Here is a 26,893-nt window from a genome sequence, read left to right on the forward strand (position 1 = left end):
TCCTACAGTCCTGACGCGCGACCCGCCGGCCCGTCCGGAGCGGCGGGCCCACACTCATCCGTGGAGTGATCGTGGAACGTCGGACCTTCTTGCGCACCGCGGTGATCGGCGGCTCGGCGGCCGCCTTCGGCGGCACGCTGTGGCGGGGCGCCGCCTTCGCCGACCCGGCCCAGCCGGCCCCCGGCCCGTACGGCGCGCTCCAGGCCGCCAACGGCGACGGGATCCAGCTGCCGAGCGGCTTCACCAGCCGTGTCGTCGCCCGCTCCGGGCAGACCGTGCCCGGCACCTCCTACCGCTGGCACAGCGCGCCCGACGGCGGGGCGACGTACGCCGACGGCTCGGGCTGGATCTACGTCTCCAACGCCGAGGTGTCCCCGAGCAGCGGGGGCGGGGCGAGCGCGGTGAAGTTCGACTCCTCGGGAACGGTGACGTCCGCGTACCGGATCCTGGCCGATACGAACAACAACTGCGCGGGCGGCGCCACCCCGTGGAAGACCTGGCTGTCCTGCGAGGAGGTCACCCGCGGGTATGTGTACGAGACCGACCCCTGGGGTGTGAACGCGGCGGTGCGGCGTCCGGCGATGGGCCGCTTCAAGCACGAGGCCGCCGCCGCCGACCCGGACCACGGGTACGTCTACCTCACCGAGGACGAGAGCGACGGCCGCTTCTACCGCTTCCGGCCCACGACCTGGGGGAACCTGTCGAGCGGCACCCTTCAGGTGCTGGTCGCGGGCACGGCCACCTCCACTCCGGTGACCTGGGCGAACGTGCCGGACCCGGCCGGCTCCTCCACCCAGACCCGGCACCAGGTGTCCGGGGCGAAGGTCTTCAACGGCGGTGAGGGCTGCTTCTACGCGGCGGGCACCTGCTGGTTCACCACCAAGGGCGACAACCGGGTGTGGGCGTACGACGCGAACACCTCGTCGATCTCGCTCGCGTACGACGACTCACTGGTGACGGGCGGCTCCGCCCCGCTGACCGGCGTGGACAACGTCACCCGGTCCGGATCCGGGGACCTCTACATCGCGGAGGACGGCGGGAACATGGAGATCTGCCTGATCACGCCGGACGACACGGTGGCCCCGTTCCTGCGGATCACCGGCCAGTCCGGGTCGGAGATCACCGGGCCCGCGTTCTCGCCGGACGGCGGCCGGCTCTACTTCTCCTCGCAGCGGGGGACGAGCGGAAGCTCGTCCGGCGGCATCACGTACGAGGTGAAGGGGCCCTTCCGCAGCTGACGGGAGCCGCCTCACCGATCGGGCGGCGGGCCGGCCGGCGCGGGGCGCCGCGCCGGCCCGGCGTGCCCGCCGTGCCCGTCCGCCGGCTCAGGCCTGGCCTTCGGCGGCGGCCGGGTCCATCCAGATGACCTCCCAGATGTGGTGGTCAGGGTCCTGGAACGAGCGGCCGTACATGAAGCCCATGTCCTGCGTCTCGCCCGCCGGGGAGCCGCCGGAGGCCAGGGCGGCGTCCGCGAGACGGTCGACCTCCTCGCGGCTGTCGCAGCTCAGCGCGAGGATGACCTCGGTGGTCTTCGAGGCGTCGGCGACGTCCTTCTTGGTGAAGTCCTTGAAGCGTGGCTCGGTCATCAGCATGGCGAAGATGGTGTCGCTGATGACCAGACAGGCGGTCTTGTCGTCACTGAACGCCGGGTTGAAGCCGTAGCCCAGCTTCTCGAAGAAGCCCTTGGTGGTCTCCAGGTCCTTCACCGGCAGGTTCACGAAGATCATCTGAGCCATGGTCGTTTCCTCTTCCTCTGTCCCGTGGCGCCCGCGGTGGTCCGTCCGGCGCTTTCGATGGTTAGACGGCGGGGCCGCGCCGAACTCATCGGCGCACGGCAGAAGATTTGCACGGCCCACTGACAACGGCCCGGGACTGCCCTCAGGGCAGGGCGAGCGGGGCTCCGCCGCGCAGCAGGGAGCCGCCGAGCGGGGTCAGCGTGTGCAGGACCGAGCTGCCGTGCCGCAGCGTCAGGACCAGGCCCGCCTCGCGCAGCACGGAGGCGTGCTGGCTCGCGGAGGCCAGCGACACCCCGGCCCGGCGGGCGAGTTCGCTGGTGGTGCAGCCGTTGCCGATGGAGGAGAGGACGGCCGAGCGGGTGTGTCCGACGAGCCGGCCGAGCCAGGGGCCCGGCTCGGCGAAGACCGGGGCTCCGGGGTTGGCCACCGGGTAGACGAGCACCGGCGGGAGCGACGGGTCGCGGTAGACCACGGGCGTGCCCCGGCAGAAGAAGGACGGCTGGAGCAGCAGCCCGCGCCCGTCCAGGTGCAGATCGCGGTCGAACGGGTAGTCCGCCTCCAGCACGGGCGAACGCCACCGGATCATCGGCGGCAGCGTGGCCAGGAGCCCGTCCGCTCCGCCGTCCAGCAGGGCCCGGCCGCGGACGGCCCGGTCCGCCTCGACGCTGGCCCGGATGTGTGGCCAGTAGGGCTCCACGGCCGCGTGGTGGTAGCTGCGGAGGGCCCCGATGAGCCGGGCGAGCGGCTCGGCACGGCCCTCCATGAGTGCGGCGGGCAGCGCCGCGCTCGCTCTCCCCGCTCCGGGGTCCTGTTGACGCGGGCCGGCGGACAGGCCGGCCCGCTGCCGTATCCGCCCGGCGGCCAGCAGCTCCAGCTCCGCGTGGACGCGGTCGGCCGGGGTGTCGCGCAACGCCTCTATTCCGACGTCGAGCCCGAAAGGCTCGGCGCCCTCCTGGGAGGGCGTCAGAAAATCCGGGAAATAGCCGCGGGGCGGGACGACCGCCGCCAGCAGCTGTGCTTCACCATTCAACCGCGCCCGGGATTCCGAACGCCATTTCCCGAACACCGTCGAAGCACGCCGGTCCCTGATCCGGTGAAAACTGAGAATGGTTTCCCACAGTGCGTCCGGCCTCGTGGCCATCCGCACCCGCGAAAGGTCCAGCCTGGACACATGGATACGCAGCACCGCTCCCCCACCTGTTGCATCCGCAATTGCCCCCACCAAAGGGTATGCGGGCCGTCACAGGAGGTCACCACGGGGTTTCGGCCAGAAGTGAAAGGTCTCGCCCCGTTCCGCTTCACCCGAAAAGCTGTACGGCGTCGGGTACGCATCCGGTGCCCACCGGATGAGCACGTGAAGGCCGTGGGGGGCTTTGTGTGTTCGGCGGCGGTGGGCGACGGTGCGGCTCCGTACCCGACGGGGGTAAGCCGGGTGCGGTCCATGGGTGGGGATCCATGGACCGCACCCCGGTCCCCGGCGCGCCACCCGAATTTCTTTGCGCATTGAACGAAGCAATGTGCCCTGCGCCACATTCCTCGCGCGGCATTCGGTGCGCGATCCTGACGATTTCCCGGTACCACCGGTCATTTCCGCACACGCCACTTCCGTACCGTCGCCGGCCGGCGCAGGACGAAGCGGCGGCACCCCCGCACAGGGTGCCGCCGCTTCTCGGTGGGCCTTCGAGGCCTTGGTCGGTGGGCAGGGCTGTTCGTGCAGCCCTGCCCATGAGGATCCGGGCTGTTCGTGCAGCCCGGATCCGGAGCCCGGGTCAGCGGCTGTCGCTGCCCCGGGACTCGGCTGCGGCCCGGCCGGCCTCAAGGCGGGCGACCGGGATGCGGAACGGCGAGCAGGACACGTAGTCCAGGCCCACCTCGTGGAAGAAGTGCACCGACTCCGGGTCGCCGCCGTGCTCGCCGCAGACACCGAGCTTGAGGTCCGGGCGGGTGGCCCGGCCGGCCTCGACGGCGCTGCGGACCAGCGCGCCGACGCCGTCCTTGTCGATCGTCTCGAACGGGGAGACCCCGAAGATGCCCTTCTCCAGGTACGCGGTGAAGAACGAGGCCTCCACGTCGTCGCGGGAGAAGCCCCACACCGTCTGGGTCAGGTCGTTCGTGCCGAAGGAGAAGAACTGCGCGGCCTCGGCGATCTGGCCCGCCGTCAGCGCGGCGCGCGGCAGCTCGATCATGGTGCCGATGGTCAGCTTGAGGTCGGTGCCGGTGGCGGCCTGGACCTCGGCGATGACGCGGTCGGCCTCCTCGCGGACGATCTCCAGCTCCTGGACCGTGCCGACGAGCGGAATCATGATCTCGGCGCGCGGGTCGCCCTTGGCATTCTTGCGCTGGGCGGCGGCCTCGGCGATGGCCCGCACCTGCATCGCGAACAGACCGGGGATGACGAGGCCCAGGCGCACCCCGCGCAGACCCAGCATCGGGTTCTGCTCGTGCAGCTTGTGCACCGCCTGGAGCAGGCGCAGGTCGTTCTCGTTGGCGTCCTTGCGGGACTCCGCGAGCGCGACGCGGACCGACAGTTCGGTGATGTCGGGCAGGAACTCGTGCAGCGGCGGGTCGAGGAGGCGGACGGTGACGGGCAGTCCGTCCATCGACTCGAACAGCTCGATGAAGTCGGCCTTCTGGAGCGGGAGAAGAGCGGCCAGCGCGGTCTCGCGCTCGTCGTCGGTGTCCGCGAGGATCAGCTTCTCGACCATCTCGCGGCGCTCACCGAGGAACATGTGCTCGGTGCGGCACAGGCCGATGCCCTGGGCGCCGAAGCGGCGGGCCCGCAGCGCGTCCTCGGCGTTGTCGGCGTTGGCCCGCACCCGCAGCCGGCGCACCCGGTCCGCGTACGCCATGATCCGGTGCACGGCGGCGACCAGTTCGTCGGCGTCGTCGGCCCCGGCGTGCATCCGGCCCTCGAAGTACTCGACGACCGGAGACGGTACGACGGGTACCTCGCCCCGGTAGACCTTGCCGGTGGAGCCGTCGATCGAGACGAGGTCGCCCTCCTCGATCACCGTGCCGCCGACCGTCATCCGGCGCCGCTTGGTGTCGACCTCCAGGTCCTCGGCGCCGCAGACACAGGTCTTGCCCATGCCGCGCGCCACGACCGCCGCGTGCGAGGTCTTGCCGCCGCGCGAGGTCAGGATGCCCTCGGCGGCGATCATGCCTTCGAGGTCGTCGGGGTTGGTCTCGCGGCGGATCAGGATGACCTTCTCGCCGGAGCGGGACCACTTGATCGCGGTGTACGAGTCGAAGACGGCCTTGCCGACGGCCGCACCGGGCGAGGCGGCGATGCCCCGGCCGAGCAGCTCGGTCTTCGCCTCGTCGTCGAAGCGCGGGAACATCAGCTGGGCGAGCTGGGCGCCGTTGACGCGCTGGAGGGCCTCGGCCTCGTCGATCAGGCCCTGGTCCACGAGCTGGGTGGCGATCCGGAAGGCGGCGCCGGCGGTGCGCTTGCCGACCCGGGTCTGGAGCATCCAGAGCTGGCCGCGCTCGATGGTGAACTCGATGTCGCAGAGATCCTTGTAGTGGTTCTCCAGGGTCTCCATGATCTGCATGAGCTGGTCGTACGACTTCTTGTCGATCGACTCCAGGTCGGCGAGCGGCACCGTGTTGCGGATACCGGCGACGACGTCCTCGCCCTGCGCGTTCTGGAGGTAGTCGCCGTAGACGCCCTGGTGGCCGCTGGCCGGGTCGCGGGTGAAGGCGACGCCCGTGCCGGAGTCGGGGCCCAGGTTGCCGAAGACCATCGAGCAGACGTTGACGGCCGTGCCGAGGTCGCCGGGGATGCGCTCCTGGCGGCGGTAGAGCTTGGCCCGGTCGGTGTTCCACGAGTCGAAGACCGCGTTTATGGCCAGGTCCATCTGCTCGCGGGCGTCCTGCGGGAACACGCGTCCGGCCTCGGACTCGACGATCTTCTTGAACTGCTTGACGAGCTTCTTGAGGTCGGCCGCGGCGAGGTCGGTGTCGACCGTGACCTTCTTCGCGTCCTTGGCCGCCTCCAGCGCCTCCTCGAAGAGGTCGCCGTCGACCCCGAGGACGGTCTTGCCGAACATCTGGATGAGGCGGCGGTAGGAGTCCCAGGCGAAGCGCTCGTCGCCGGACTGGGCGGCGAGACCGGCCACCGAGGCGTCGGAGAGGCCGATGTTCAGGACCGTGTCCATCATGCCCGGCATGGAGAACTTGGCGCCGGAGCGGACGGAGACCAGCAGCGGGTCGTCGGCCTGCCCGAGCTGCTTGCCCATGCGCTCTTCCAGCGCCTTGAGGTGCGCACTCACCTCGTCGCGCAGCGCGGTCGGCGCGTCGCCGCTGTCCAGGTAGACCTTGCAGGCCTCGGTGGTGATCGTGAAGCCCGGAGGGACGGGCAACCCGAGGTTGGTCATCTCGGCGAGGTTCGCACCCTTGCCGCCCAGAAGATCCTTCAGATCCTTGTTGCCCTCGGTGAAGTCGTAGACGAACTTCTGGGGATCTTTGTTTTCCGACACGGGTCTCGACTCCTCGAGGACGCGGTGGCTGCCCTGACGGCGAGGAACATACCCAGATCGAAGGTGGATGGGTACGTCCACTTGGTCGTCATACGGCCGCAACCACCCGTCCGCCAGCAGATCGAAAGGCTCGCCCGGCCGAAGCACCTGACGTTCCGCTTTCACCTCCTGAATGCGACATGGCCGAAACTTGACCCTAGCCGCTCACCTGAGCGGGTCATTCGCCAGGTGAGTTCACTTCTCGAATCCAGCAGGGTGGCACTGAGTGCCACGTCTTCCAGAAGTGCAGCTATGTGGAAAACGCTCATCTGAGCGCAACCCCGATCAAGGGTGGCGTGAATCACGCCCGTTTCGGACCCCGGATTTCAGGATCCGGACGCCTCAGGCAGTCGCCGAGCACCCCGAGGTCCACCTCTTCCAGGCTACGGGCGAAGGTCCGCCCCCGCGCGGGCTCCACCGGCAGCAGCGAGGGCACCACCAGCACGGCGCAGCCCGCGGCGTGCGCGGAGGCGGTGCCGTCCGGGGAGTCCTCGACGGCGACGCAGGCCGAGGCCGGGACGCCGAACCGGGTCGCCGCCGCCATGTACGGGTCCGGATGCGGCTTGGTCCGTACGGTGTCGTCGGCCGACAGCGTGAAGGCGAAGGCTGCCCCGGCCAGCGACCCCGCCACCACCGCGTCCACCACGCTCCGGGGCGATGCGCTGACCAGGGCGAACGGCACCCGGGCCGCTTCCAGTGCGGCCAGCAGCGCGGCGGCCCCGGGGCGCAGCGGGGCTCCCGCGTCGACCTTGCGGAAGAAGGACGCGGTCAGCTCGGCGGCCACGCGGGGCAGCTCGGCGGCGGCCCCGCCCGTCACCTCGATCAGATGAGCGGCGGTGTCCGCGACGGCCCGGCCGACGACCTCCGGCGCGTCCGCGCCGGACAGCGGGTGGCCGAGTCCGGCGGCGACCTCGTGGGCCGTCTCCCACCACAGCACCTCGGTGTCGACGAGGGTGCCGTCCATGTCGAGGAGCACGGCGGCGGGCGTCGTCATGCCTCCGCCTTCCCGGCCGACGGCTCACGTGCGGGGGCCGCGGGGACGACGAACACCGGACGCGGCACGGGCGTGACCCGGGCCCGTACGCCGGGCAGCAGGTCGGCGGCGTCCCGGGAGGGGAGGTCGGCCTTGACTGCGACGCCGCCCCTGAGGTCGAGCAGGACCCGGGTGACCGAGCCGAGGAACGACGCGGAGACGACGGTGGCCGTGCCGTCGGGGTCGGCCTCGGCCCGGACGCCCTCGGGCCGGATCAGCACGTCGACGGGCCCGCCGCCCGTCGGGGCCTCGCCGTCGACCGGCAGGGTGGAGCCCGCGACCTCGACCGAACCGGTCCCGGTCAGGCGGCCCGGCAGCCGGTTCATGGTGCCGACGAACTCCGCGACGAACGCGGTGGCGGGGCGTTCGTACAGCTCGGCCGGGGGCGCGCACTGTTCCAGCCGGCCCGCGTTGAGGACGGCGACCCGGTCGGCCATGGACAGGGCCTCCTCCTGGTCGTGGGTGACGAAGATGGTGGTGATCCCGAGCGACAGCTGAAGGCGGCGGATCTCCTCGCGGAGCGTGAGCCGCACCTTGGCATCGAGTGCCGAGAGCGGTTCGTCGAGCAGCAGCACCCGGGGCCGCAGCGCGAGCGCGCGGGCCAGGGCGACCCGCTGCTGCTGACCGCCGGACATCTGGTGCGGGAAGCGTCCGCCGTGGTCGGGCAGCCCGACCAGGTCGAGCAGGTCGGCGGCGGCAGCGTGCCGCTCGGCGGCGGCCACCTTCCGTACGCGCAGGCCGAAGGCCACGTTGTCGCGGGCGTTCAGGTGCGGGAAGAGGCTGTAGGACTGGAAGACCATCCCGGCGTCGCGCCGGTTGGCGGGGATCCGCGTGATGTCCTCGCCGTCCACCAGCACCTCGCCGGAGTCCGGCTGCTCGAACCCGGCGAGCACCCGCAGCGCGGTGGTCTTGCCGCAGCCGGAGGGGCCGAGGAGGGCGAGCAGTTCGCCGGGTTCGGCGGTGAGGTCGAGGCCGTCGAGGGCCACGGTCGGGCCGAACGCCCGGCGGAGCGAGCGGAACTCCACCCGGGCTCCGGTGGCGTCGCGCCCCTCGGCGGGCGACGCCGGCCAGGACGGCTCGGGGCGGCGGGCGGCGGTGGGCAGGGCTGACATGGGTGGCTACTCCTTGCCGGGTACGGGGGTGGGGGCGGCGGCGGGCACGGCGGCGGCCGAACCGGTTCCGGCGCGGGAGAGGACGAGCAGCAGGGCCCAGGTGATCAGCAGGCTGAGCAGGGACACCGCGACCGACATCCGGGCCTCGGCGCCGGAGACGGAGACGATCCACACCGCGAAGGGACGGAAGCCCAGCAGCGAGGCGACGGTGTATTCGCCGAGCACCAGCGCCAGGGTCAGGAAGGAGGCCCCGGCGAGCGAGGAGCGGAGGTTGGGCAGGATGACGCGGAGGATCACGTACAGCCGGCCGGCCCCGCAGTTCCGGGCCGCCTCCACCAGCGTCGGCACGTCGACCGCGCGCAGTCCGGCGTCCAGCGAGCGGTGCACGAACGGCAGGGCCAGCACGGTGTAGGCGAGGACCAGCACCACCGGGAACGACTCGTTCTGCACGGCGAGGAAGGTCTGGTAGAGCGGGGTGCGGGAGAAGTGGTCGGGCCCCCAGCGCAGCACCGTGGCGATCCCGGTGACCAGCGCGATCGGCGGCACCACCAGCGGCAGCATGCAGACGATCTCGACGACGGCGCGCAGCCGGGGCGGCCCGAGCCGCACCGCGACCAGGGCGGGCACGACGAGCAGCAGGGCCAGCACGATCGTCGCGGCGGCGAGGGAGAGCGAGAGGAAGAGGCTCTCGGTGAAGCCGTCGGCCGACAGGATCCCGCTGTAGGCGGCGAAGGTGAGGCCCTGGTTCGGCACCTGGACGGTGAAGACGAACGAGGAGATCAGCGGGGTGAGGAAGTACAGCCCGGCGACGGTGAGCACGGCGCCGCGCCAGTAGCGCGGGCGGCGGGCCGTCTTCACCGGGGCGACGGCACGGGCCGTGGAAGCAGGGGTCAGCGCAGCCATCGGGAACTCCGTCGCTGGAGGGGCAGGTAGACCGCCATCACCAGTCCGGCGATCACGATCATGTCGAGGCTCAGCGCGAGGGCCACGTTCTCCTGGCCGACCAGCACATTGCCCGAGAGCGCGTCGGCGATCTTCAGGGTGACCAGCGGGACGGAGCCGCCGACCAGGGCGGCGGCCGTGGCGTGCGCGGCGAAGGCGCTGCCGAAGAGCAGGACGAAGCCGCCGAGCAGCGAGGGCGCGAGGACCGGCAGGCCGACGTGGCGCCAGAACTGCCAGGTGGTGGCCCCGGTGTTGAGCGCGGCCTCCCGCCACTGCGGGCGCAGCCCGTCCAGGGCGGGGACGACGACGAGCACCATGAGCGGGATGAGGAAGTAGAGGTAGATGACGGTGAGCCCGGTGAAGGAGTAGAGGTTCCAGCCGAGCGCGTCCAGGTGGCCGATCTCCGTGACGACCCCGGAGATGCCGAGGGTCGCGACGAAGGCGAAGGCGAGCGGGATCCCGCCGAAGTTGGCGAGCACGCCGGAAGCGGTGAGCACCGCGCCGCGCAGGGCGCCGCGCCGGGAGGTGACGACGGCCTGGGCGATCAGCACCCCGAGCACGGTGGCGAGCCCGGCGGTCAGCGCGGACAGTTCGACGCTGCCGGTGAGCGAGGTGAGGTAGGGGCCGCGGAGCGAGCGCGCCAGGTGCTCGCCGGTGATCTCGGTGGTGCCGGCGACCGGGTCGGTACGGGTGAGCGCCCCGTACAGCAGGGCCCCGGCGGGCAGTCCGAAGCAGAGCCCGGCGAAGACGAGCAGCGGGAGCGCGCCGAGCCAGGCGCGGGGCGGCCGGCGGCGGGAGGTGCGGCCACCGGCCTTCGAGCCGGCCGCCCCGGGTCCCGGGGCGGCGGACGGGTGGGGGACGGTCATCAGGAGACGGCCTTGTCCCAGTTCTCGGCGAGCGTGGCGTTGGCCCGGTCGAGCTCCTCGGAGCTGGGGAAGGCCGGGGTGCCCGCGACCTCGGGCAGCTTGGCGACGAAGGTCTTGTCGGCGGTGCCGTCCTCGGTCATGGCGGGCAGCAGCACGGGGCGGGCGTAGCCCTTGAGCCAGAGGTTCTGGCCCTCGGCGCTGTACAGGTACTCCATCCACAGGCGGGCGGCGGCCGGGTGCGGGGCGTCCTTGTTGATGGCCTGCGAGTAGAACTGGGCGTACACGCCGTCCTTCGGTACGGAGACCTTCCAGTCGACGCCCTTGCCCTTGAACTGGTCGGCGTACCCGGCGTTCAGGTAGTCCCAGTCGATGCTGATCGGCGTCTCGCCCTTCTCGACGGTGGCCGGGGTGGACTCGACGGGGATGAAGTTGCCGCTCTTCTTCAGCTTGCCGAAGAAGTCGATGCCGGGCTGGATGTCCCCGAACGAGCCCTTGTTGGCGAGGGAGGCCGCGTACACGCCGCCGAAGGCGGAACCGGACTTGGTCGGGTTGCCGTTGAGGGCGACCTTGCCCTTGTACGCGGGCTTCAGCAGGTCCGCGAAGGTCTCGGGGCAGGTCGTGATGCGGGCGGCGTCGCAGCCGATGGAGACGTAGCCGCCGTAGTCGTTGTACCAGCGGCCGTCGGCGTCCTTCTGGCTGTCGGGGATCTTGTCCCAGGAGGCGACCTTGTACGGGGCGAAGAGGTTCTCGGCGGCGCCGCTGCGGGCGAAGGCGATGCCGAGGTCGAGGACGTCGGGGGCGCGCTTCTGGCCCTTGCGGGACTTGACGGCGGCTATCTCGTCGGAGCTGGAGGCGTCCGGGGTCTCGCTCTTGATCTTGACCTTGTACTTGGCCTCGAAGGCCTTGATGATCTCGCCGTAGTTCGCCCAGTCCGGCGGCAGGGCGATCACGTTCAGCTCGCCCTCCTTCTCGGCGGCGGCGACCAGCTTCTCCAGCCCGCCGAAGTCGGCGACCGAGGCGGCCTCGGTGGACTTCACCCCGTTCACCCCGGTCGCGGTCTTCTCCTCGGGTGCGGCGCCGCACGCGGTGAGCGCGGTGAGGGCGGCGGTGGAGAGGGCGAGAGCGGCAACGGCACGGCCGTTGGCGCGGATACGGGGGCGGGGTCGGGCTCTGCGCACGGTGTGTTCTCCCGGAAGCGAGGTGAGGGCAACTTGTTCATACAAGCTGGCATCAGTTCGCCCGCCTCAGATGTCCGGGGAGTGAACGTCCCATGTCCGGTGCCGCAAGAGCCGTGGAAGAGGAAAGCCGGTCATATCGGGGCTGTGTTAGGCACGGAACCACGCGCTGCGACGGCTCGACGGGGCGTTAGAGTGGCAGTGCCGGACCGCGACGCGGCACTCAACCTGTACACAGTCCGGGATCCGTTTCAACCGACCGACGGGGAGCGCGTGGGCCGTTCACGCTACGAGGAGATCGCCGAGTCGCTGCGGCAGGCGATCCGCGGCGGTGCCTATCCGCTGGGCTCACGGCTGCCGTCCGAGAGCGACCTCGCCGCCCGCTGGGAGGTGTCGCGCGGCACCGTGCGCCAGGCGGTGGCGCTGCTGGCGTCCGAGGGCCTGATCGGCTCCCGGCAGGGCGCCCGGCGGGTGGTCCTGCGCCAGGAGCGGCGGCAGAGCTTCCAGCAGCTCAACAGCTTCGCGCAGTGGGCGCGGGCGATGGGCTGCGAGGTCTCCAGCCGCATCCTGGTCCGCACCACGCGCCCGGCGACCGACGAGGAGGCGGCCCGGCTGGACGCCGAGCCGGGCAGCGAGGTGCTGTACGTGCTGCGGCTGCGCCGGCTGGACGGGGAGCCGGTGATGGTCGAGCGGACCGTGTACGCGGACTGGGTGGCTCCGGTGGTCCGCGCGCTGCCCGAGGACTGCGTCTCGATCATGGACGGCATCGCGGAGCGGGCCGGCATCGTCGCGCAGTACGGCGAGCACCTGATCGACGCGGTCGCGGCGGGCAGCGAGGACGCGCGGCTGCTGGGGGTGCGGCGGGCCAGCCCGCTGCTGCGGCAGCGGCACCTGACGTACACGGCCGCGGGCCGCGCCATCGAGTGGACGGACGACCGCTACCGGGCGGGCAGCGTCGTCTTCAACGTGATGAACTCCGCGGCGGCGGCCCCGCTGGAGCGCCACGCGGGCCCGGACGTGGGCGCGGGCGGCTGAAACCCGGCCGGGGCCGTGCCAGGTCTCTTACGGCTCTCCGGTCCCGGCTCCCAGCGCCTCGGCCGCCATCTGCGCCAGTTCGTCCTCCTCGCCCCACTCGCGCACCGCCGCCTCCCGCACCGCGGTCCACTCACGGTGCGCCCTCCCCTCCGCGTCGGCGACAGCGAGGGCGGCGAGGGCGTCGCCGAACCGCATCCTCGACCGCAGCGTCGCCCGGTCCGTCGGGCCGAGGACACGGGCCCGTACCTCGATGACCGTCTCCAGCACCTCGACCGCCTGCTGGTGGCGGCCCGCCCGGTGGAGCTGAAGCCCGTACTGGTGGGCGGCCGTCAAGGTCTTCGGCGCCTCCTCGCCCAGCGCGCCCCGGTACACCGACCAGAGCACGTGCGCCTGCTCGGCGGCCTCCCCGTACGCGCCCGTCCCGGCGAGCAGCCGGACGAGCTGACGGCGGGTCGCGGCCGTGCGCAGGCTGCCCTCGGGAAGGTCCCGCACCTGCGTCCGCAGCAGCTCGCGGCAGAGGGCGAGAGCCTCGTCCGTACGGTCCTGCGAGGCGATGGCCTCCGCCAGGGAATGGGTGGTCGCGGCCACCATGCTGTCCCCCGGTTCCAGGTGTTTGCCCTCGTCCCTCAGCAGAGCCTCCAGCCACTTCTCGGCCTGCCCGTGGCGTCCGGCATCGCGCAGGACCGTTCCGTAGTCGTGGCGCAGGACCATGGTCGTCCGGTGGGTGGCTCCCAGCACGCCCGTGACCTCGTCCAGCAGCCTGCGCTGCGACGCCAGGGACTGTTCGTACTCCTGCGTCTCGGCAGCGATGAGGCCGTGGAGCTGACGTACCTGGATGGTCACCGTGTGCTGTGCTCCCAGCGCCTCCACCGCATCCGGTTCCAGCTCCGCGATCCCGCGCAGGGCCTCCGTGTGACGCCCGAGCAGATGCAGGTGGCCGAGCCAGTCGTAACGCGCCTGCACGGTCCGTTCGTGATCGGCCCCGTAACACTCCTCGCTTGCCCTGATGGCCGCTCTGCGCAGCGGTTCCGCGTCCTCGCTCCGGCCGCTTTCGTGGAGCAGGTCGGCCAGGGCGTCCAGCGCCATGTGCCGGCCGCCGGTCTCCTCGTCCGCCGGTCGGTCCTCCGCGGCGAGGAGGCCGGTCCTCAGCTCACGTTCCGCCTCCGTGTAGCGCCCCTGGGCGCTGAGGACGACGGAGAGCCAGACCACGATGCTCAGGGGGTCCGCCCTCAACAGGCTGCCGTCCGTCTCCTCGTTCGCGGCGAGCACGGTGCGCAGCAGCTCCTCCGCCTCCCGCCACCGCCCCAGGCCGTGGAGGGTGAACGCCTGGTGCTGGACGCAGTGGGCCCACGTCGCCCGTTCGTACTGCTCCGGCGTGACCAGGTCGAAGTCCGCCAGCAGGGCTCTGCCTTCGGCCTCCGCCTCCGTCAGCCAACCGGCGTCGTACAGCATCTCGTGAAGATGGACACGGGCACCGAAGGTGTAGGCGTGCAGCGGGCCGTGCTCAACGCCCGACAGCCTGATCACCGACCTCAGATGGGGCACGGCGGCCTCGGTCATGCCCAGCTCGCTCAACCCGATGGCGAGCAGTCCCCGCATCTGACGGGTCACCAGGTCCGTGCTCTCGGTCAGCTGCTCCGTCGACCATTGGAGAAGTTGGGCGAGCTGGTCCCGATAGGCGGTGATGCGGGCGTCGTTGAGCGCCTTCCCCACGATGCGCAGGACTTGCACGCCCGGCCAGCCGAACCCGGCCGCCCAGGCGCGGCCGAGCCCGACGACGTGTTCGGCCGGTCTCCGCACCATGTCGGGGAGCAGCGGGTCGGCGAGGATCCGGTCGGCGAAGGACACCAGCGGCGGCACGACCCTGTCGAGGACGAACCACTCGGCCGGGCTCTCCGGCTCGTCCGCGAAGTACCCGGTCGGCTTGAGGCCCGCCGGATACTGCTCGGGGGGCTCACTCCCCGACAGCCCCAGCCTGCGCAGCAGCTGCGGCGAGGCGGCGGCGAACGGTCCGGCGTGTTCGGGCAGGTCCCACGTGGCGCCGGGCCCTTCCGCGTCGAGCCGGGCACGGAACTCGGGTCCTTCCCCGCCGCGCTGCAGCAGGTAGTCGCTCACCCGCTCGGCCGTGTCCAGCGCGACGGATGTGCGCACGGTGTCCAGCAGCAGATCCGCCACCCCGGGGTAGAACTCGTGCTCCGCGTTCTCGGCCGACTTCGCCGTGGCGTCGGCGCGGCGGCGCAGCAGTCCGCCCAGGAAGACCTCGGCGAGCTGCGCGGGGTGGAACCGGGCGCCGTCGCCCCGGTGCGCCTCGTGCACCAGCCGCATCACGGGCAGCGTGAGCGGGGCGACCGAGGCGAGTGCCCCCGCCAGCAGGCTGCTCTCCGGCGAGGCCGCTTCACGGAACCGGCGAAAGCGCTCCCCGGCCGACAGGGGGTGCGGTGGGGGCCGTGATGAGGCCGGCGGGAGTGGCGGGAACTCGTCCGGAACGAGCATGACCGGCAGCGGGGCGCAGCTCCGCCGGGTGGCGAGGAGCGACACCCAGGGCATCAGATGCCCGGTGGTCGGCTCCAGGACCGGAATGGCGGTGCCGCTGTACGGCATCATGCCGTCGGGGAACACGGGGTGGCTGACCGTCAGCGCACGGCCGGGGGCCGCCGGGTGCGGGCTGCTCACCAGGAGCCGTTCGACCGGCCCGGCCGGCGACTGCGGCCACATCCGCTCCGGCAGCGGCTGGAGTACGGCGACGGGGGCGCGGCCCGCCCAGGTGCGCAGCGCGGCATGGACGGCTCCGGTGCGCCAGCGCTCCCCCACCATGTCGGACAGTACGAGAACAAGGGTGCGGCGGGTGGGGTCCAGGCGCAGTCCGTCGGCGCCGCCGCGTGCACCTGCGTTCCCTCCGGAGCGGACCAGCGGGCCGGTTCCGTCGCCGCTGTCCATCGTGTACGTACGGATGTCCCGGAAGATCCCCTGCGCCTGGAGCAGGGTCTTCACCTCGTCGGCCAGCTGCCGCCACAGCACCATCGACGGCCCGTCGTCGATGACGAGGGCCGCCGAGAGCCAGCGTTCGGGCAGGGGCCGCAGAACGGGCTCGGGCAGTCCGGTCTCGGCCATCCGGTCGACCGTCGCCTGCTCGTCGAGGACGAGTTCCGTGCGGGAGTCCACCGTACGGCGCAGCGGCCTCATCGCCCGGCCGAGTGCGCGGGGGGATCGCAGGGCCCGTACTCCGTGCACTCCGACGGAACGTGACGGACGCCCCCGGTCGCCGGGCCCCGCGGGCGCGTACAGCCCCTGCGGCGGCTCCACGGAGGGGCTCTCCCGCAGCGGGCCCGGCCCGCCGTGGTCCACGTCGAGGTCGAGGGCGTCCTCCGCCTCGTCCAGCGGACCGGAGGCGGGACGCGGTCCCGCCGGCCGCTCCGGCGGCGGCCCGTCCTCCGGCTCACCGGCGCCCCGCGCCACAGCGAGCCAGAGGACGTCGAGCAGTTCGTCCGTGGACACGTCCACGCCCGCGCTGCTCAGCACGGCCGTCAGCCGGTCGAACATCAGACGTCACCCAGGGAGCGGAAGACGGTCTCCCGCAGCCGCTCGAAGTCCGTCACTCCGCCGGAGACCCGCAGGTGCACGGCGTTGAGCAGCTGGTCGGTCGCCAGCTCACGGGTTCCGGAGTCGCGGAGCCGCAGGAACTCGGCGATCAGCCCCTCCGCCCGTGCGGTCTTGGCAGCGCCCAGGTGCATGTCGACGATGGCGCGCAGCCGGACCTCGTCGGGCTGCGCGAGGTCCAGCCGCACACAACGCCGGAGGAAGGCGGGCGGGAAATCGCGCTCGCCGTTGCTGGTGATCACCACGACCGGGAAGACCTGGCAGGTGACCCGGCCCTTCGGAACGCCGACCCTCTCGTCGTCCGGACCGGTGACCCGGACGCGCGGCAGCGGGTCCTTGAGCCGGGCCAGTTCGGGAATCTCGTACGTACCCTCCTCGAAGACCGTGAGCAGGTCGTTCGGCAGGTCCACGTCCCCCTTGTCCAGCTCGTCGATGAGCAGGACGCGCGGCAGGGAGCGGGGCAGTAACGCCGTGCCGAGCGGGCCGAGCCTCAGATAGTCGCCGATGTCGGGCTCCGCCGGGGCGTCGTCCGCCCCGGCCGCCTGATCGCGCCCGCGGCTCAGCGAGGCGTCCCGCAGCCTCCCGACGGCGTCGTAGCGGTACAGCCCCTCGGCGAGGGTGGAACGGCTGTTGACCGGCCAGTGCAGGACCTCCCCCAGCCCCAACTCCCGGGCCAGGGCCCTGGCCAGGGAGGACTTTCCGGTGCCGGGCGCGCCGGTGACGAGCAGCGGTCGGTGCAGATGCAGCGCGGCGTTGACGATGTCGCGGTCCGCGTCGGCGATGACATACCGCCAGTTCCGCGGGGCGTCCTCGGCCTCGCTGTCCGCCGTACCGGTCTCCCCGCCTTCGGGCCGCTCGCCGCCGCCGGTGAAGGTGCGCCACGGTGGCGGCTTCGGCCACGCGGTGACCGGGTGCGGCTCCGCGTCCCCGCGGAAGAGCCGCCAGTCCGTACTCATGGATTCCCCCTCTTTCATGGTGCTGCCAGGTCGAGTCGTGGGGGCAGGGGGTGCTGGGGGTCGTCCCACAGCAGGGCCAGCCGGCCTCCGGCGCGTTGCCCGTCGGCTGCGGAGCCGGCACGGATCCTGCGCAACTTGCCCGGCAGCGAGGACAGGGCGTCGCCCTCCAGGAAGGAGGCCAACTCCGTCTCGATGCCGTCTGTTTCCGGCCCGCCGCGCCAGATCATCACGGGCACGCCGTTGAAGACACTGGCACCGAAGGCGGCCGCGCGGTCCTCACCGACGGCCCGCACGACCACTCCCGGCGCGTCGTCCCGCTCGGCAAGGGCGCCGTGCACGGCCGCGATCGTGGTCGGCCCCGCGGACAGCCAGTGCAGGTCCTCGGTGCGCCCGTTCTCGACGCGCTTCCACCGCTGCCGCCACAGATGCTCCCGGCTGCGGACCCGTTGTTCGGCGCAGCGGACGACGACCGGGAAGTCGTTTCCCAAGGGGCGGCCGTAGAGCTCCTTCGCTCCGATCTCCCAGCGGTGGACGTCGAGTTCGAGGTCGGTCAGGTCCAGGAAGAACTCCACCCGCGTCACATTGGCCCGGCCGTACCGGGTCAGCAGGTCGTCCACCACGCGGTGGATCTCCGTCTCGGGCAGTTCGGTGTCGTACGTCGCCAGCGACTGCGCGGCCGCACTCCCCCGCGACCACGCCTGGAGGGTGCGATCGCGCGACGGGCCGGTGGCCGCCGACAGCCTGATCTGTATGCGGTCGTCAGCGGTGGGGTCGTCCTCGCTCCGGGCGGCGCGCTCCTCCAGTTCGAGACGACGCGACCGGAGGAGCTGGGGCACGAAGGGGTCCAGCCGGGTGGCACAGTTCAGCGTCCACTCCCGCAGCTGCTCGGCGAGCCCTCCGCCGACGGCGGCGGCGAGGCGCTCCACCGCCCCGATGAGCCGCGGCAGCCGGGGCAGCGCCGGAGAGGGCACGGAGAGTTCCTCCAAGTGGTCCATCAGCGCCAGGGGTTCGATCTCGTCGATCACCGCTGCGGGGACCTCCTCGCGCGCCGCGGCGACCAGCGCGCGGCGGGCATCGGCCGGCATCCCGGTGAGGAGCCCGCTCAGGGCGTCGTACTCGCTGCACAGCAGCCAGCGGCCGCGCGTCAGATGGAGGGTGTGGCTGCGCAGGGTGTCGCCGTCGACCCCGCACGCCTCCGCCGAGAGGAGGTGGATGAGGGTGCTGATGCCGTGCGGCCTGCCCCGGGACCAGTCGACGAGCAGTTCCCCGGTCAGTTCGTCCGCCGAACAGGGCGGAGCGGTCCCGGTCTCCTTGGAGACGGCGGCGGCCAGTCGGGCCGCCGCGCCCGGGTCGCCCGCGTGGGCCGCTTCGACCCGCATGGCCAACTGGCTCCGCTCCAGCATCTGTTGGTGCGACAGGTTGCCCAGGGCCGACGCGCCCATGGTGGTGCCGGTGTAGACGAGCTCGTTGTCGTTCCAGTCCCGGAGGTGGACCGTGGGCGTCTGCCCGCCGCCCTCCGTCGCCTTCGCCAGCTCGAACGTGGCCTTCATCTCGGCCCACACCTGGCCGAGGTCCGGGGCGGCCGCGGAGTCCTTCCGGGATCCGGCCTCCAGATGGTCCATCAGATACGACGTGAAAACTCCGGCGCCGTCGCGGTTCTTGGCGGCCTCGCCGGGCCGGGACGCGCGCATCACGAAGAGCTTGCGGGACCCCTTCTCGGGATGGGCGGCGATCGTCTCGGGAGCCAGTGCTCGCGCCTGCTGGCCGGCCGAGAGGGTCGACTGGCAGGCGTCGATGACCATCGTCACCCGCTCGGGCCGTAACGCGGGAAGGTGCGCCGTACGGAGCAGGGACACCAGGTTCTCGGCGTCCACCCCCAGCGGATCGCCCGTCCGCGTGTCGGGGTAGAGCAGGCTCCATCGGTTGCCGCCCGCCTTGAGGCCGTGGCCCGCCCAGTAGACCCAGAGCCAGTCCACCTCCAGCTTCGACAGCTCCTCCCGGAAGACCCGCCGCACATGCGCCCGGTCCGCCGTGCTGCGCTTGACCCCGGTGAAATCGGCCAGGATGCCCTTGTTCTGCTCCAGCGGCGAAGCGAGCAGGTGCATGCCGTTCTCCGGCACGCCCCTCGCCCGCAGCCAGCGCATCATGCGGGCGGCGTCGCTCGCGGGCCCCGAGATGTTCCATGCCCGGTCCGCGTAGGCCTCCACCGCGACGATCACCGCATGGGTCCGCTGCCAGTCGTGCACGGTGGTCACGGCAGCTCCGCGTTCAGCCGCTCGTACAGGCCCCGGTGGGCGAAGTAGGCGGTGTGCGCCCGGGGAAAGGGCTGGCGCAGATGGACCCGGACATCGTCGACGCGGCCGGGGAACAGCTTCCCGCCGACGAAGCCCAGCAGGTCCCGCCGGTCGTACACATTGATCCAGCGGGGGAACGTACCGGGCAGTTCGTCGCCCCGCCGCAGACCGGTGAGCGCGTCGATCTCGTACAGGAAGGGTGCTTGCGAACCGACCGTGACCAGCAGGTCCACCCCGTGCGCGGGCTCCATGGCCAGCAGGTCGAAGGAGGCGATTCCGCCGAGGCTGTGGGCGAGCAGGACGACCGGGCCGTCGTCGGCCGCGCGCGCGAGGGCGACGGCCTCGGCGATCCGGGCGCGCAGCAGCGCTCCGCGAGCCTGGTAGCGCAGGATGTCGCCGGTCTCGGGCAGGAGCCAGCCGGTCATCCGGCGGCGACCCGTCTGGACCACCGGGGACGCCGCCCAGAGCAGCGGGTCGGCGAGGAGCCGCGCGGCCAGCCACTTGCCCGAGTCCACGACGATGCCCCGGTCCGTTCCGCCGAGACGATCGGTGAGCGCCTCGACAAGCGCGTCCCGGTCGGCCCCGTCGACGGGCAGCGGCTCCTCCGCGTCCTGGGCCCGCTCGGTCAGCCGGACGGCGAGGGCGACCAGGGCCCTCGCGGCCACGGACTCGGCGTCCTGGCCGTACTCCTTTCCCGTGAGCCGCAGGGACAGCTCGGCGGCGATCTCCTCCGCGGCCGCGGCGAGCTGCGGCCCGATGTCCTCGACGAGCGGTCCGGGGCTGTCACCGCCCGCCGTCGGGCCGGGTTCGGCGAGTCCGCGCACGCGGTCCGCGAGCGCGTCCCAGCGGTCGACACGGCCGGGGACGTATCCGCCCTGTTCGTCCTCCCCGGCGGCGTCCTCGATGAGCTCGATCTCGGCGAGCGGATTCCGTTCGAGGAGGGCCCAGAGAGCCAAGGGGTCGGCTTCCCCGGCCCCCGGCGACCCGCGGTCCTGGTCGCGCGAGGGGAAGGAGACTCCGCCGAGCTCCAGGTGCGCCCCGCAGGTGTCGCCCCAGTAGCACGGTACGAGACGGACATCCGGCCGGGTGCGTTTCAGCCCGCGGGCGACGCGCTCGTACGACGTGCGGTACGAGTCCTCCCGCACTCCGGTGCCATGCACGAAGACAACACTCGTCACCAGACCCCCCACAGTGTCCCGAGAGTTCAAGTCTAGTCAGCGATGCCCCGGTCAACGGCCTTTTACCGAAAGGCGGTCGTCTTCCCGTTATCAGCCGCCGGAGGTGTCCAGCTCCGCGTCGGCGCTGACGCCCGCGCAGTCGTACGGGTCCTTCAGCCAGCCGTCCGGCAGGACGACCCGGTTGTTGCCCGAGGTCCGGCCGCGCGGCCCGTCGGCGCCGTCCGGCCAGGGCTGGTCGAGCTCCAGCTCGTGCAGCTGGCCGCTCAGCTCCTCCAGCGAGGAGGTGATCGCCAGCTTCTTGCGCATCTCGGAGCCGACCGCGAAGCCCTTGAGATACCAGGCCACGTGCTTACGGAAGTCGATCACGCCGCGGGCCTCGTCGCCGATCCACTCCCCCAGCAGCGTCGCGTGGCGCACCATGACGTCCGCGACCACCCGCAGGGTGGGCGCGTGCCGGGCCTCGCGCCCCTCCATGGCGTTCACGAGGTCGGCGAAGAGCCAGGGCCGCCCGAGGCAGCCGCGTCCGACGACGACACCGTCGCAGCCGGTCTCCCGCATCATCCGCAGGGCGTCGTCGGCACACCAGATGTCGCCGTTGCCGAGAACGGGAATCTCCGGGACGTGCTCCTTGAGCCGGGCGATGGCGTCCCAGTCGGCGGTGCCGCCGTAGTGCTGGGCGGTGGTGCGCCCGTGCAGGGCGACGGCGGTGACGCCCTCCTCGACGGCGATGCGGCCGGCGTCGAGGAAGGTGAGGTGGTCGTCGTCGATGCCCTTGCGCATCTTGATGGTGACGGGGAGGTCCCCGGCGCCCGAGACGGCCTCCTTGAGGATGGCCCGCAGCAGGGGCCGCTTGTACGGGAGCGCGGAGCCGCCGCCCTTGCGGGTGACCTTGGGGACCGGGCAGCCGAAGTTCAGGTCGATGTGGTCGGCCAGATCCTCGTCCACGATCATCCGGACCGCCTTGCCGACGGTGACCGGGTCCACTCCGTAGAGCTGGATCGAGCGCGGGGTCTCGGTCGCGTCGAAGTGGATCAGCTGCATGGTCTTCTCGTTGCGCTCGACCAGCGCCCGCGTGGTGATCATCTCGCTGACGAAGAGCCCCTTGCCCCCGGAGAACTCCCGGCACAGCGTCCGGAACGGGGCGTTGGTGATGCCGGCCATCGGGGCCAGCACGACCGGCGGCTGCACGGTGTGCGGGCCGATGCGGAGCTGTGGGAGGGCGGGGGCGAGCGTGGTCATTGCTCCATTGTCGCGTACTCCGGACGGATGGCGGTCCCGGGTGCCCGGCGCCCCGGCGTCCCCGGAAACCCCACCGGCACGGTTTCACCGTCGGGGCGACCGCCGTATCCGGCCCGGCGCGTGTCGCTGCGACCACCAGTCGTGTTCACGGGGTTCCGTCGCCGTCTCGGCGAAGTGCAGCACCGTCCGGGCGTGCACGTCGTCCGGCGACCCTCCGCGTCCGCCGTACCCGAACCGGTCCAGGGCCCTTCGCAGCACGTCACACGCCTCCCGCGCACGCCCCTCCTGCAGGAGCGCGAGGCCGAGGTCGACAAGGACCCGGCCCTCGGCGTCGACCTCCCCCGCCACCCGCAGGGCTGCCGCCGCCGGTTCCAGGGACCGGACGGCCTCCTCCGAGGTCGATACGTCGTCCACGGTCGCCAGGACGCGCTCCACGACGTCGTCTTCCAGACGTACGGAACAGGCGGGCCGAATGACCAGGAGATGCTGCCGCAGGGCCTCGAACGCCTCCATGAAGCGCCTGGCCCCCCGGAAGAAGAACCAGCGCCAGTACAGCTGGTCCACGGGGAGGCGGAAGGCGTCGTCGACCAGCGATACCGCATCGTTCATGAGACGCTCGGCGTCGACCGGCCGGCCTGCCCGCACGGCAGAGGCGCTGGTGGCGATCACGTTGCCGCCCTCCGCCCGCAACCAGCTCGCCGCTTCGTCGTCCCCCGTGTCCCGGATGCGGGTTCGCAGGTCGCGGAACGTGTCCAGGTAGTGACCGACCAGCCGCCCGACAGCCGCACCTCGCTCGTGCTCCGGAACGCGCAGGTTCAGCTGCTCGATGGCGAAGACGCGCACCAGATCGTGGAGGCGCCACCGCCCGTACGCCGTTCCGCTCTCGACGAGATGCGCCCGGGACAGGGACTCCAACAGCCGGCGGCACGCCTGCCGCTCGTCACCGAACAGTGCGGCGGCAGCCTCGGTGGAGATCTCGGGGCCGGGACCGAGCGGCAGCACGCGGAACAGGGCCGCGGCCCGCGGACTCAGGGCCTGGTACGAGAGATCGAATGCGGCGCGCACTGCCAGACCGTCGACGGCGAGCACGTCGAGCCGCGCTCGTTCGTCGGAGAGGTCGTCCAGCATCACCTCCAGCGGCTTGCGCGGTTCCTGGACGAGCAGCGCACCGACGATCCGCAGCGCGAGCGGCAGGTACCCGCACAGCCGCACCAGCTCCCGAGCCGCCCGTGGCTCCTGGTCCAGGCGCGGGTCCCAGCCGTACGCGACCTCCAGGAGACGGCCCAGCAGGTCGAGGGCCGACCGCTCGTCGAGTACGTGAAGGCCCAGCAGCCGGGAGTCCAGCGTCGACATGACCTGGCGCGATGTCAGGATCACGCGAGTCCGCCGGTCGGCCGGCAGCAGTGGCCGCGCGTGCTCGGCGCCGGCGGCGTTGTCCAGCAGTACGAGCAGGGGCTTCCCCTGCTCGGCGAAGGCGGCCAGGACCGATCTGTACAGCCTCGCCCGGTCCTCGGGCCGGGACGGTATGTACTCGCCGTGCACCCCGAAGGCCTGGAGAAGGCTGTGCGACAGGTCCGCGGACTCCACCCGCCGCTGGTCGTCGTAGCCCTGAAGGTCGACGAAGAGGACCCCGCCCGGAAACCAGCCGCGCTCCCGGGCGACCCGGGCGGCCCGCACCGCCAACTCCGTCTTGCCGACACCGGCCGGTCCCACCACGGAGCAGACTGTCGGAGTGCCGCCATCGGCGGCGGGGTCCAGGACCTCCAGCAACAGGTCCAGTTCCACGTCCCGGCCGGTGAACGCGGGGCCGGAAGCCGGCAGACCGGCCAGGGCCGACGGCGCCACGGGGGGCAGGTTCACGGCGACCGTATGGCCCTGGATGACGGCGTGGAAGAAGACTCCTCCACTGATCCGGTTGCCTCCCGCCGCATCCGGGCCGGCCGGAACGGGCAGCCCGTGATCGTCGGCGTCCGTCATGCCGCTCGGCTCCGGGCGCGGGGTCGGGCCACAGGAGCCGTCGGTGGGAGCGGAACGATGAAATCCATGGTCCGCCCTCCGGTACGCGTCACGGACAACTTAGCGTTGCCGTGAAGTTCGGGATGCCGCTTCTCCGCCATCCGGAACCGGCCCGGGCGGGATCAGAACGTCACCGCGTCACGGATCAGCGGGCAGGTCATGCAGTGCCCGCCGCCCCGGCCCCGGCCCAGCTCCGCGCCGACGATGGTGATGACCTCCACCCCGGCCCGGCGCAGCAGCGCGTTCGTCTGCGTGTTGCGGTCGTAGGTGAAGACCACGCCGGGCTCCAGGGCCACCGCGTTGTTGCCGCTGTCCCACTGCTGGCGCTCCGAGGCGTAGACGTCGCCCCCCGTCTCGATCACCCTCAGCTGGGGGAGGCCCAGGGCGCGGGCCACGACCTCGGTGAACGGGGTGCTGCCCTCGTCGGTGATCTCGATCCCGGGCGCCAGGTCGGACGGCCGCAGCGAGAAGGCGCGGACGCCGTCCATGATGCGCGGGTACAGCGTGACGATGTCCCGGTCCGCGAAGGTGAACACCGTGTCGAGGTGCATCGCCGAGCGCAGTTTCGGCATCCCGGCGACGATCACGTGCTCGGCCGCCCCTTGCTCGAACAGGGCGGCCGCGACCTGGGTGATGGCCTGGCGGGAGGTCCGTTCGCTCATGCCCATGAGGACGACGCCGTTGCCGACGGGCATGATGTCCCCGCCCTCGAACGTCGCCTGACCCCAGTCCTTCTCGGGGTCGCCCCACCAGACGGTGGAGCCCCGGAAGTCGGGGTGGAAGGTGTAGATCGCCTTCATCAGCAGGGTCTCGTCGCGCCGGGCGGACCAGTAGAGCGGGTTCAGCGTCACTCCGCCGTACAGCCAGCAGGTGGTGTCACGGGTGTACAGGGTGTTGGGCAGCGGCGGCATCAGGTACTCCCGCGCCCCGGCCCCCTCGCGGGCGAGCGCCACGTACCCCGAGCGGAACGCGTCGGGGAGGTCGGCGGTGGCGAGCCCGCCGATCAGGTACTCCGCGAGGTGCTGCGGGGTCAGGGTCTCCAGGAAGGCACGGGTGTCGTCGATCAGGCCGAGGCCCACCTCGTTGGCGGTGATCTTCCGGTCCAGGAGCCACGCCCGGGCCTCGGGCTCGGCCACCGTGGCGGCGAGCAGCTCGTGCAGTTCGACGACCTCCACGCCGCGCCCGGTGAGCTGGGCGACGAAGTCGGCGTGGTCCCGCTGGGCGTTCTCCACCCACATCACGTCGTCGAAGAGCAGGTCGCCGGAGTTGGTCGGGGTCAGCCGCCGGTGGGCCAGCCCGGGGGCGCAGACCAGGACCTTGCGCAGACGTCCCACCTCGGAGTGGACGCCGAGGGCGGAAGCGGGGGCGGTGCTGTTCACGATGGGCCTTTCGCTCGGTGACGGCAGAGGGGACGTACGGGGTCGCTCGGAGCGGGGACGTACGGGGTCGCTCCGAGCGGGTGGCCAGGAGCGAGGAGGTGCGGGGGGCTCAGAGCTCGATCCAGCCCGCGGCCAGTGCCACGACCCCGGCGGCGGCTCCGGCGACCGAGACCGCGCAGATGACGGCCTCGCCCGGGGAGAAGAGCCTGCGCCCCTGTTCCCTGCGGGACTTGACGAAGAGGAAGGTGGCCGGGGCGTAGAGGATGAAGGAGACGAGGACGAACTTCAGCCCCGCCGCGTACAGCAGGAACGCGGTGTAGAGGGTGGCCACCACGGCGATCACCAGCTCGCGCCGGGTACTGCGTCCCACCACGTCGGACCGGCCGGGCCGCCGGGCGATCCGCACCGCGAAGGCGGCGGCCAGCAGGAAGGGGATCAGGCTCAGGGCGCTGGTCAGGTCGAGGGCGAAGTTGAAGGCGTCGTCGGAGAACAGCGTCACGACCAGCACGACCTGGCTCAGGCACGTGGTCATGAGCAGCGCGGCCTCGGGCACGTCCGCCCCGGTCGACCGCCCCAGGAAGCGGGGCATGTCCTTGTCCTTCGCGGCGACGAACAGGACTTCGGCGGCCATCAGCGTCCAGGCGAGGTAGGCGCCGAGCACGGAGACGATGAGGCCCACGCTGACGAAGACCTTGCCCCAGGTGCCGACCGCCGACTCCAGCACCTCGGCCATCGAGGGCTGCCGCAGCTCGGCGATCTCGGCCATCGGCAGCAGTCCGTAACTGACGATCGTGACGGAGGCGAAGACGGCGAACACGCTGAGGAATCCGAGGACGGTGGCCCGCCCCACGTCCTCGCGGCGCTTGGCGTGGCGGGAGTAGACGCTGGCCCCTTCGACGCCGAGGAAGACGAAGACCGTCGCGAGCATCGTGCCGCGGACCTGGTCGAAGAGGGAGCCCGCGTAGTCGGCGCCGCCGAAGTTGTCCGCGAAGACCGAGGCGTCGAAGTAGAACAGCGCCAGGATCACGAAGAAGATGATGGGCACGATCTTGGCGACGGTGACGATCCGGTTGATCGCCGCGGCTTCCTTGACGCCCCGGCGGATCAGCAGGAAGAACCCCCACAGGCCGACCGAGGAGATCACCACCGCCGTCACGGTGTCACCGTCGCCCAGTGCCGGCGCCACCGCGCCGACGGTCGACATGATGAGCACCCAGTAGGTGACGTTGCCGACGCAGGCGCTGGCCCAGTAGCCGAAGGCGGAGAAGAAGCCGAGGTACTCGCCGAAGCCCGCTTTCGCGTACGCGTAGACCCCGGCGTCCAGGTCCGGCCGACGGACGGCGAGCGTCTGGAAGACGAAGGCGAGCATCAGCATGCCGGTCCCGGCGACGGCCCAGGCGATCAGCGCTCCCGCGACGCCGGTCTCCTGTGCGAAGCGCCGCGGCAGCGAGAACACCCCGGCGCCCACCATCGAGCCGACGACCATCGCGGTGAGCGTCAGGAGCGTCAGCTTCACCGCCGGTCGCGCCTCGGCCTCGGGTCCGGCGTGCGTCATGGCGTTCCCCTGTCGATGCGGTCATCGGCCAACCAGGGAAAGCTAGCAACTTTATGGGGCGATACAGCCCATATCGTCACCGGCGGAGTGGTGCACCGGGCCTGCTCGCGGAGCTGGACACCGCCGGTGAACTCGGCTCGTTCCGGGCGCACCTGTGGCCGGCCGCCCCGGTCGGAACCTCCCGCCCCCACCGCAGGATTTCTCTCCCTGGGCCATGAGAGAGGCGTCAGCGGGCAGAAGCACTCTCAACTTTTGGAGGC

Annotated in this window: 18 protein-coding genes; 2 read left to right on the plus strand and 16 right to left on the minus strand. The window is 71.8% G+C overall.

What is annotated here, in order from left to right; all coding sequences use genetic code 11:
- The first annotated feature begins 71 nt into the window (after window positions 1-71).
- On the plus strand, window positions 72-1,238 hold the full coding sequence (locus tag IE272_RS03525; RefSeq protein ID WP_057668212.1) for an alkaline phosphatase PhoX: 1,167 nt from the start codon (window positions 72-74) through the stop codon (window positions 1,236-1,238).
- Between the two features lie 87 nt (window positions 1,239-1,325).
- Here IE272_RS03525 and IE272_RS03530 read toward each other — a convergent pair whose 3' ends face one another.
- The 8 genes from IE272_RS03530 to IE272_RS03565 all read right to left on the minus strand — a co-directional run bounded on the left by IE272_RS03530 (window position 1,326) and on the right by IE272_RS03565 (window position 11,387).
- Entirely contained in the window at window positions 1,326-1,736 is a 411-nt protein-coding gene (locus tag IE272_RS03530) for a VOC family protein (protein ID WP_007449495.1), read from the minus strand.
- A 142-nt stretch (window positions 1,737-1,878) separates the two neighbouring features.
- On the minus strand, window positions 1,879-2,922 hold the full coding sequence (locus tag IE272_RS03535; protein ID WP_063804542.1) for an ArsR/SmtB family transcription factor: 1,044 nt from the start codon (window positions 2,920-2,922) through the stop codon (window positions 1,879-1,881).
- Between the two features lie 583 nt (window positions 2,923-3,505).
- Window positions 3,506-6,217, minus strand: a complete 2,712-nt coding sequence (ppdK, locus tag IE272_RS03540; RefSeq protein WP_050361392.1) for a pyruvate, phosphate dikinase — start codon at window positions 6,215-6,217, stop codon at window positions 3,506-3,508.
- A gap of 340 nt (window positions 6,218-6,557) precedes the next feature.
- Window positions 6,558-7,250 carry an HAD family hydrolase gene (locus IE272_RS03545; protein WP_050361393.1) on the minus strand — a complete coding sequence of 231 codons (693 nt, stop codon included), beginning with the start codon at window positions 7,248-7,250 and terminating at the stop codon, window positions 6,558-6,560.
- Complete coding sequence (locus IE272_RS03550; protein ID WP_229897194.1) at window positions 7,247-8,401, minus strand: ABC transporter ATP-binding protein; 1,155 nt, start codon at window positions 8,399-8,401, stop codon at window positions 7,247-7,249. The genes IE272_RS03545 and IE272_RS03550 overlap by 4 nt, the downstream gene beginning before the upstream one ends.
- 6 nt (window positions 8,402-8,407) lie before the next feature.
- Entirely contained in the window at window positions 8,408-9,304 is an 897-nt protein-coding gene (locus IE272_RS03555) for an ABC transporter permease (RefSeq protein WP_179890845.1), read from the minus strand.
- Window positions 9,292-10,209: an ABC transporter permease gene (locus IE272_RS03560; protein ID WP_190006229.1), complete on the minus strand. Its 918-nt coding sequence runs from the start codon at window positions 10,207-10,209 to the stop codon at window positions 9,292-9,294. The genes IE272_RS03555 and IE272_RS03560 overlap by 13 nt, the downstream gene beginning before the upstream one ends.
- A complete protein-coding gene (locus tag IE272_RS03565) occupies window positions 10,209-11,387 on the minus strand; it encodes an ABC transporter substrate-binding protein (protein ID WP_050361395.1) in 1,179 nt (392 codons plus the stop codon). The genes IE272_RS03560 and IE272_RS03565 overlap by 1 nt, the downstream gene beginning before the upstream one ends.
- Window positions 11,388-11,657: 270 nt before the next feature.
- On the opposite strand from IE272_RS03565, the gene IE272_RS03570 reads away from it, so the two are divergent.
- Window positions 11,658-12,419, plus strand: coding sequence for a GntR family transcriptional regulator (locus IE272_RS03570; protein ID WP_050362174.1), 762 nt, complete (start codon window positions 11,658-11,660; stop codon window positions 12,417-12,419).
- 27 nt (window positions 12,420-12,446) lie between these two features.
- Here the strand turns inward: IE272_RS03570 and IE272_RS03575 are convergent, their stop codons facing one another.
- The 8 genes from IE272_RS03575 to IE272_RS03610 form a co-directional block, all read right to left on the minus strand.
- Window positions 12,447-15,959, minus strand: coding sequence for a tetratricopeptide repeat protein (locus tag IE272_RS03575; protein ID WP_190006230.1), 3,513 nt, complete (start codon window positions 15,957-15,959; stop codon window positions 12,447-12,449).
- Window positions 15,959-16,972 carry a MoxR family ATPase gene (locus IE272_RS03580; protein WP_050361397.1) on the minus strand — a complete coding sequence of 338 codons (1,014 nt, stop codon included), beginning with the start codon at window positions 16,970-16,972 and terminating at the stop codon, window positions 15,959-15,961. Before IE272_RS03580 ends, IE272_RS03575 begins: the two co-directional genes overlap by 1 nt.
- A gap of 14 nt (window positions 16,973-16,986) precedes the next feature.
- Window positions 16,987-19,227, minus strand: a complete 2,241-nt coding sequence (locus IE272_RS03585; protein ID WP_050361398.1) for a VMAP-C domain-containing protein — start codon at window positions 19,225-19,227, stop codon at window positions 16,987-16,989.
- Entirely contained in the window at window positions 19,224-20,444 is a 1,221-nt protein-coding gene (locus IE272_RS03590; protein WP_056707588.1) for a hypothetical protein, read from the minus strand. Before IE272_RS03590 ends, IE272_RS03585 begins: the two co-directional genes overlap by 4 nt.
- Before the next feature lie 90 nt (window positions 20,445-20,534).
- Window positions 20,535-21,683: a tRNA dihydrouridine synthase DusB gene (gene dusB / locus IE272_RS03595; RefSeq protein WP_050361399.1), complete on the minus strand. Its 1,149-nt coding sequence runs from the start codon at window positions 21,681-21,683 to the stop codon at window positions 20,535-20,537.
- 84 nt (window positions 21,684-21,767) lie between these two features.
- Window positions 21,768-23,660: an AAA family ATPase gene (locus tag IE272_RS03600; RefSeq protein WP_190006231.1), complete on the minus strand. Its 1,893-nt coding sequence runs from the start codon at window positions 23,658-23,660 to the stop codon at window positions 21,768-21,770.
- 161 nt (window positions 23,661-23,821) lie between these two features.
- Window positions 23,822-25,078, minus strand: a complete 1,257-nt coding sequence (locus IE272_RS03605) for an arginine deiminase (RefSeq protein WP_050361400.1) — start codon at window positions 25,076-25,078, stop codon at window positions 23,822-23,824.
- Window positions 25,079-25,187: 109 nt separating this feature from the next.
- The gene (locus IE272_RS03610) at window positions 25,188-26,633 is read right to left on the minus strand and encodes a basic amino acid/polyamine antiporter (protein ID WP_056706815.1); all 1,446 of its coding nucleotides are present in this window, start codon (window positions 26,631-26,633) and stop codon (window positions 25,188-25,190) included.
- Window positions 26,634-26,893 lie beyond the last annotated feature (260 nt).

It is taken from the genome of Streptomyces anulatus (assembly GCF_014650675.1).
In the GTDB taxonomy this organism is placed as follows: domain Bacteria; phylum Actinomycetota; class Actinomycetes; order Streptomycetales; family Streptomycetaceae; genus Streptomyces; species Streptomyces anulatus.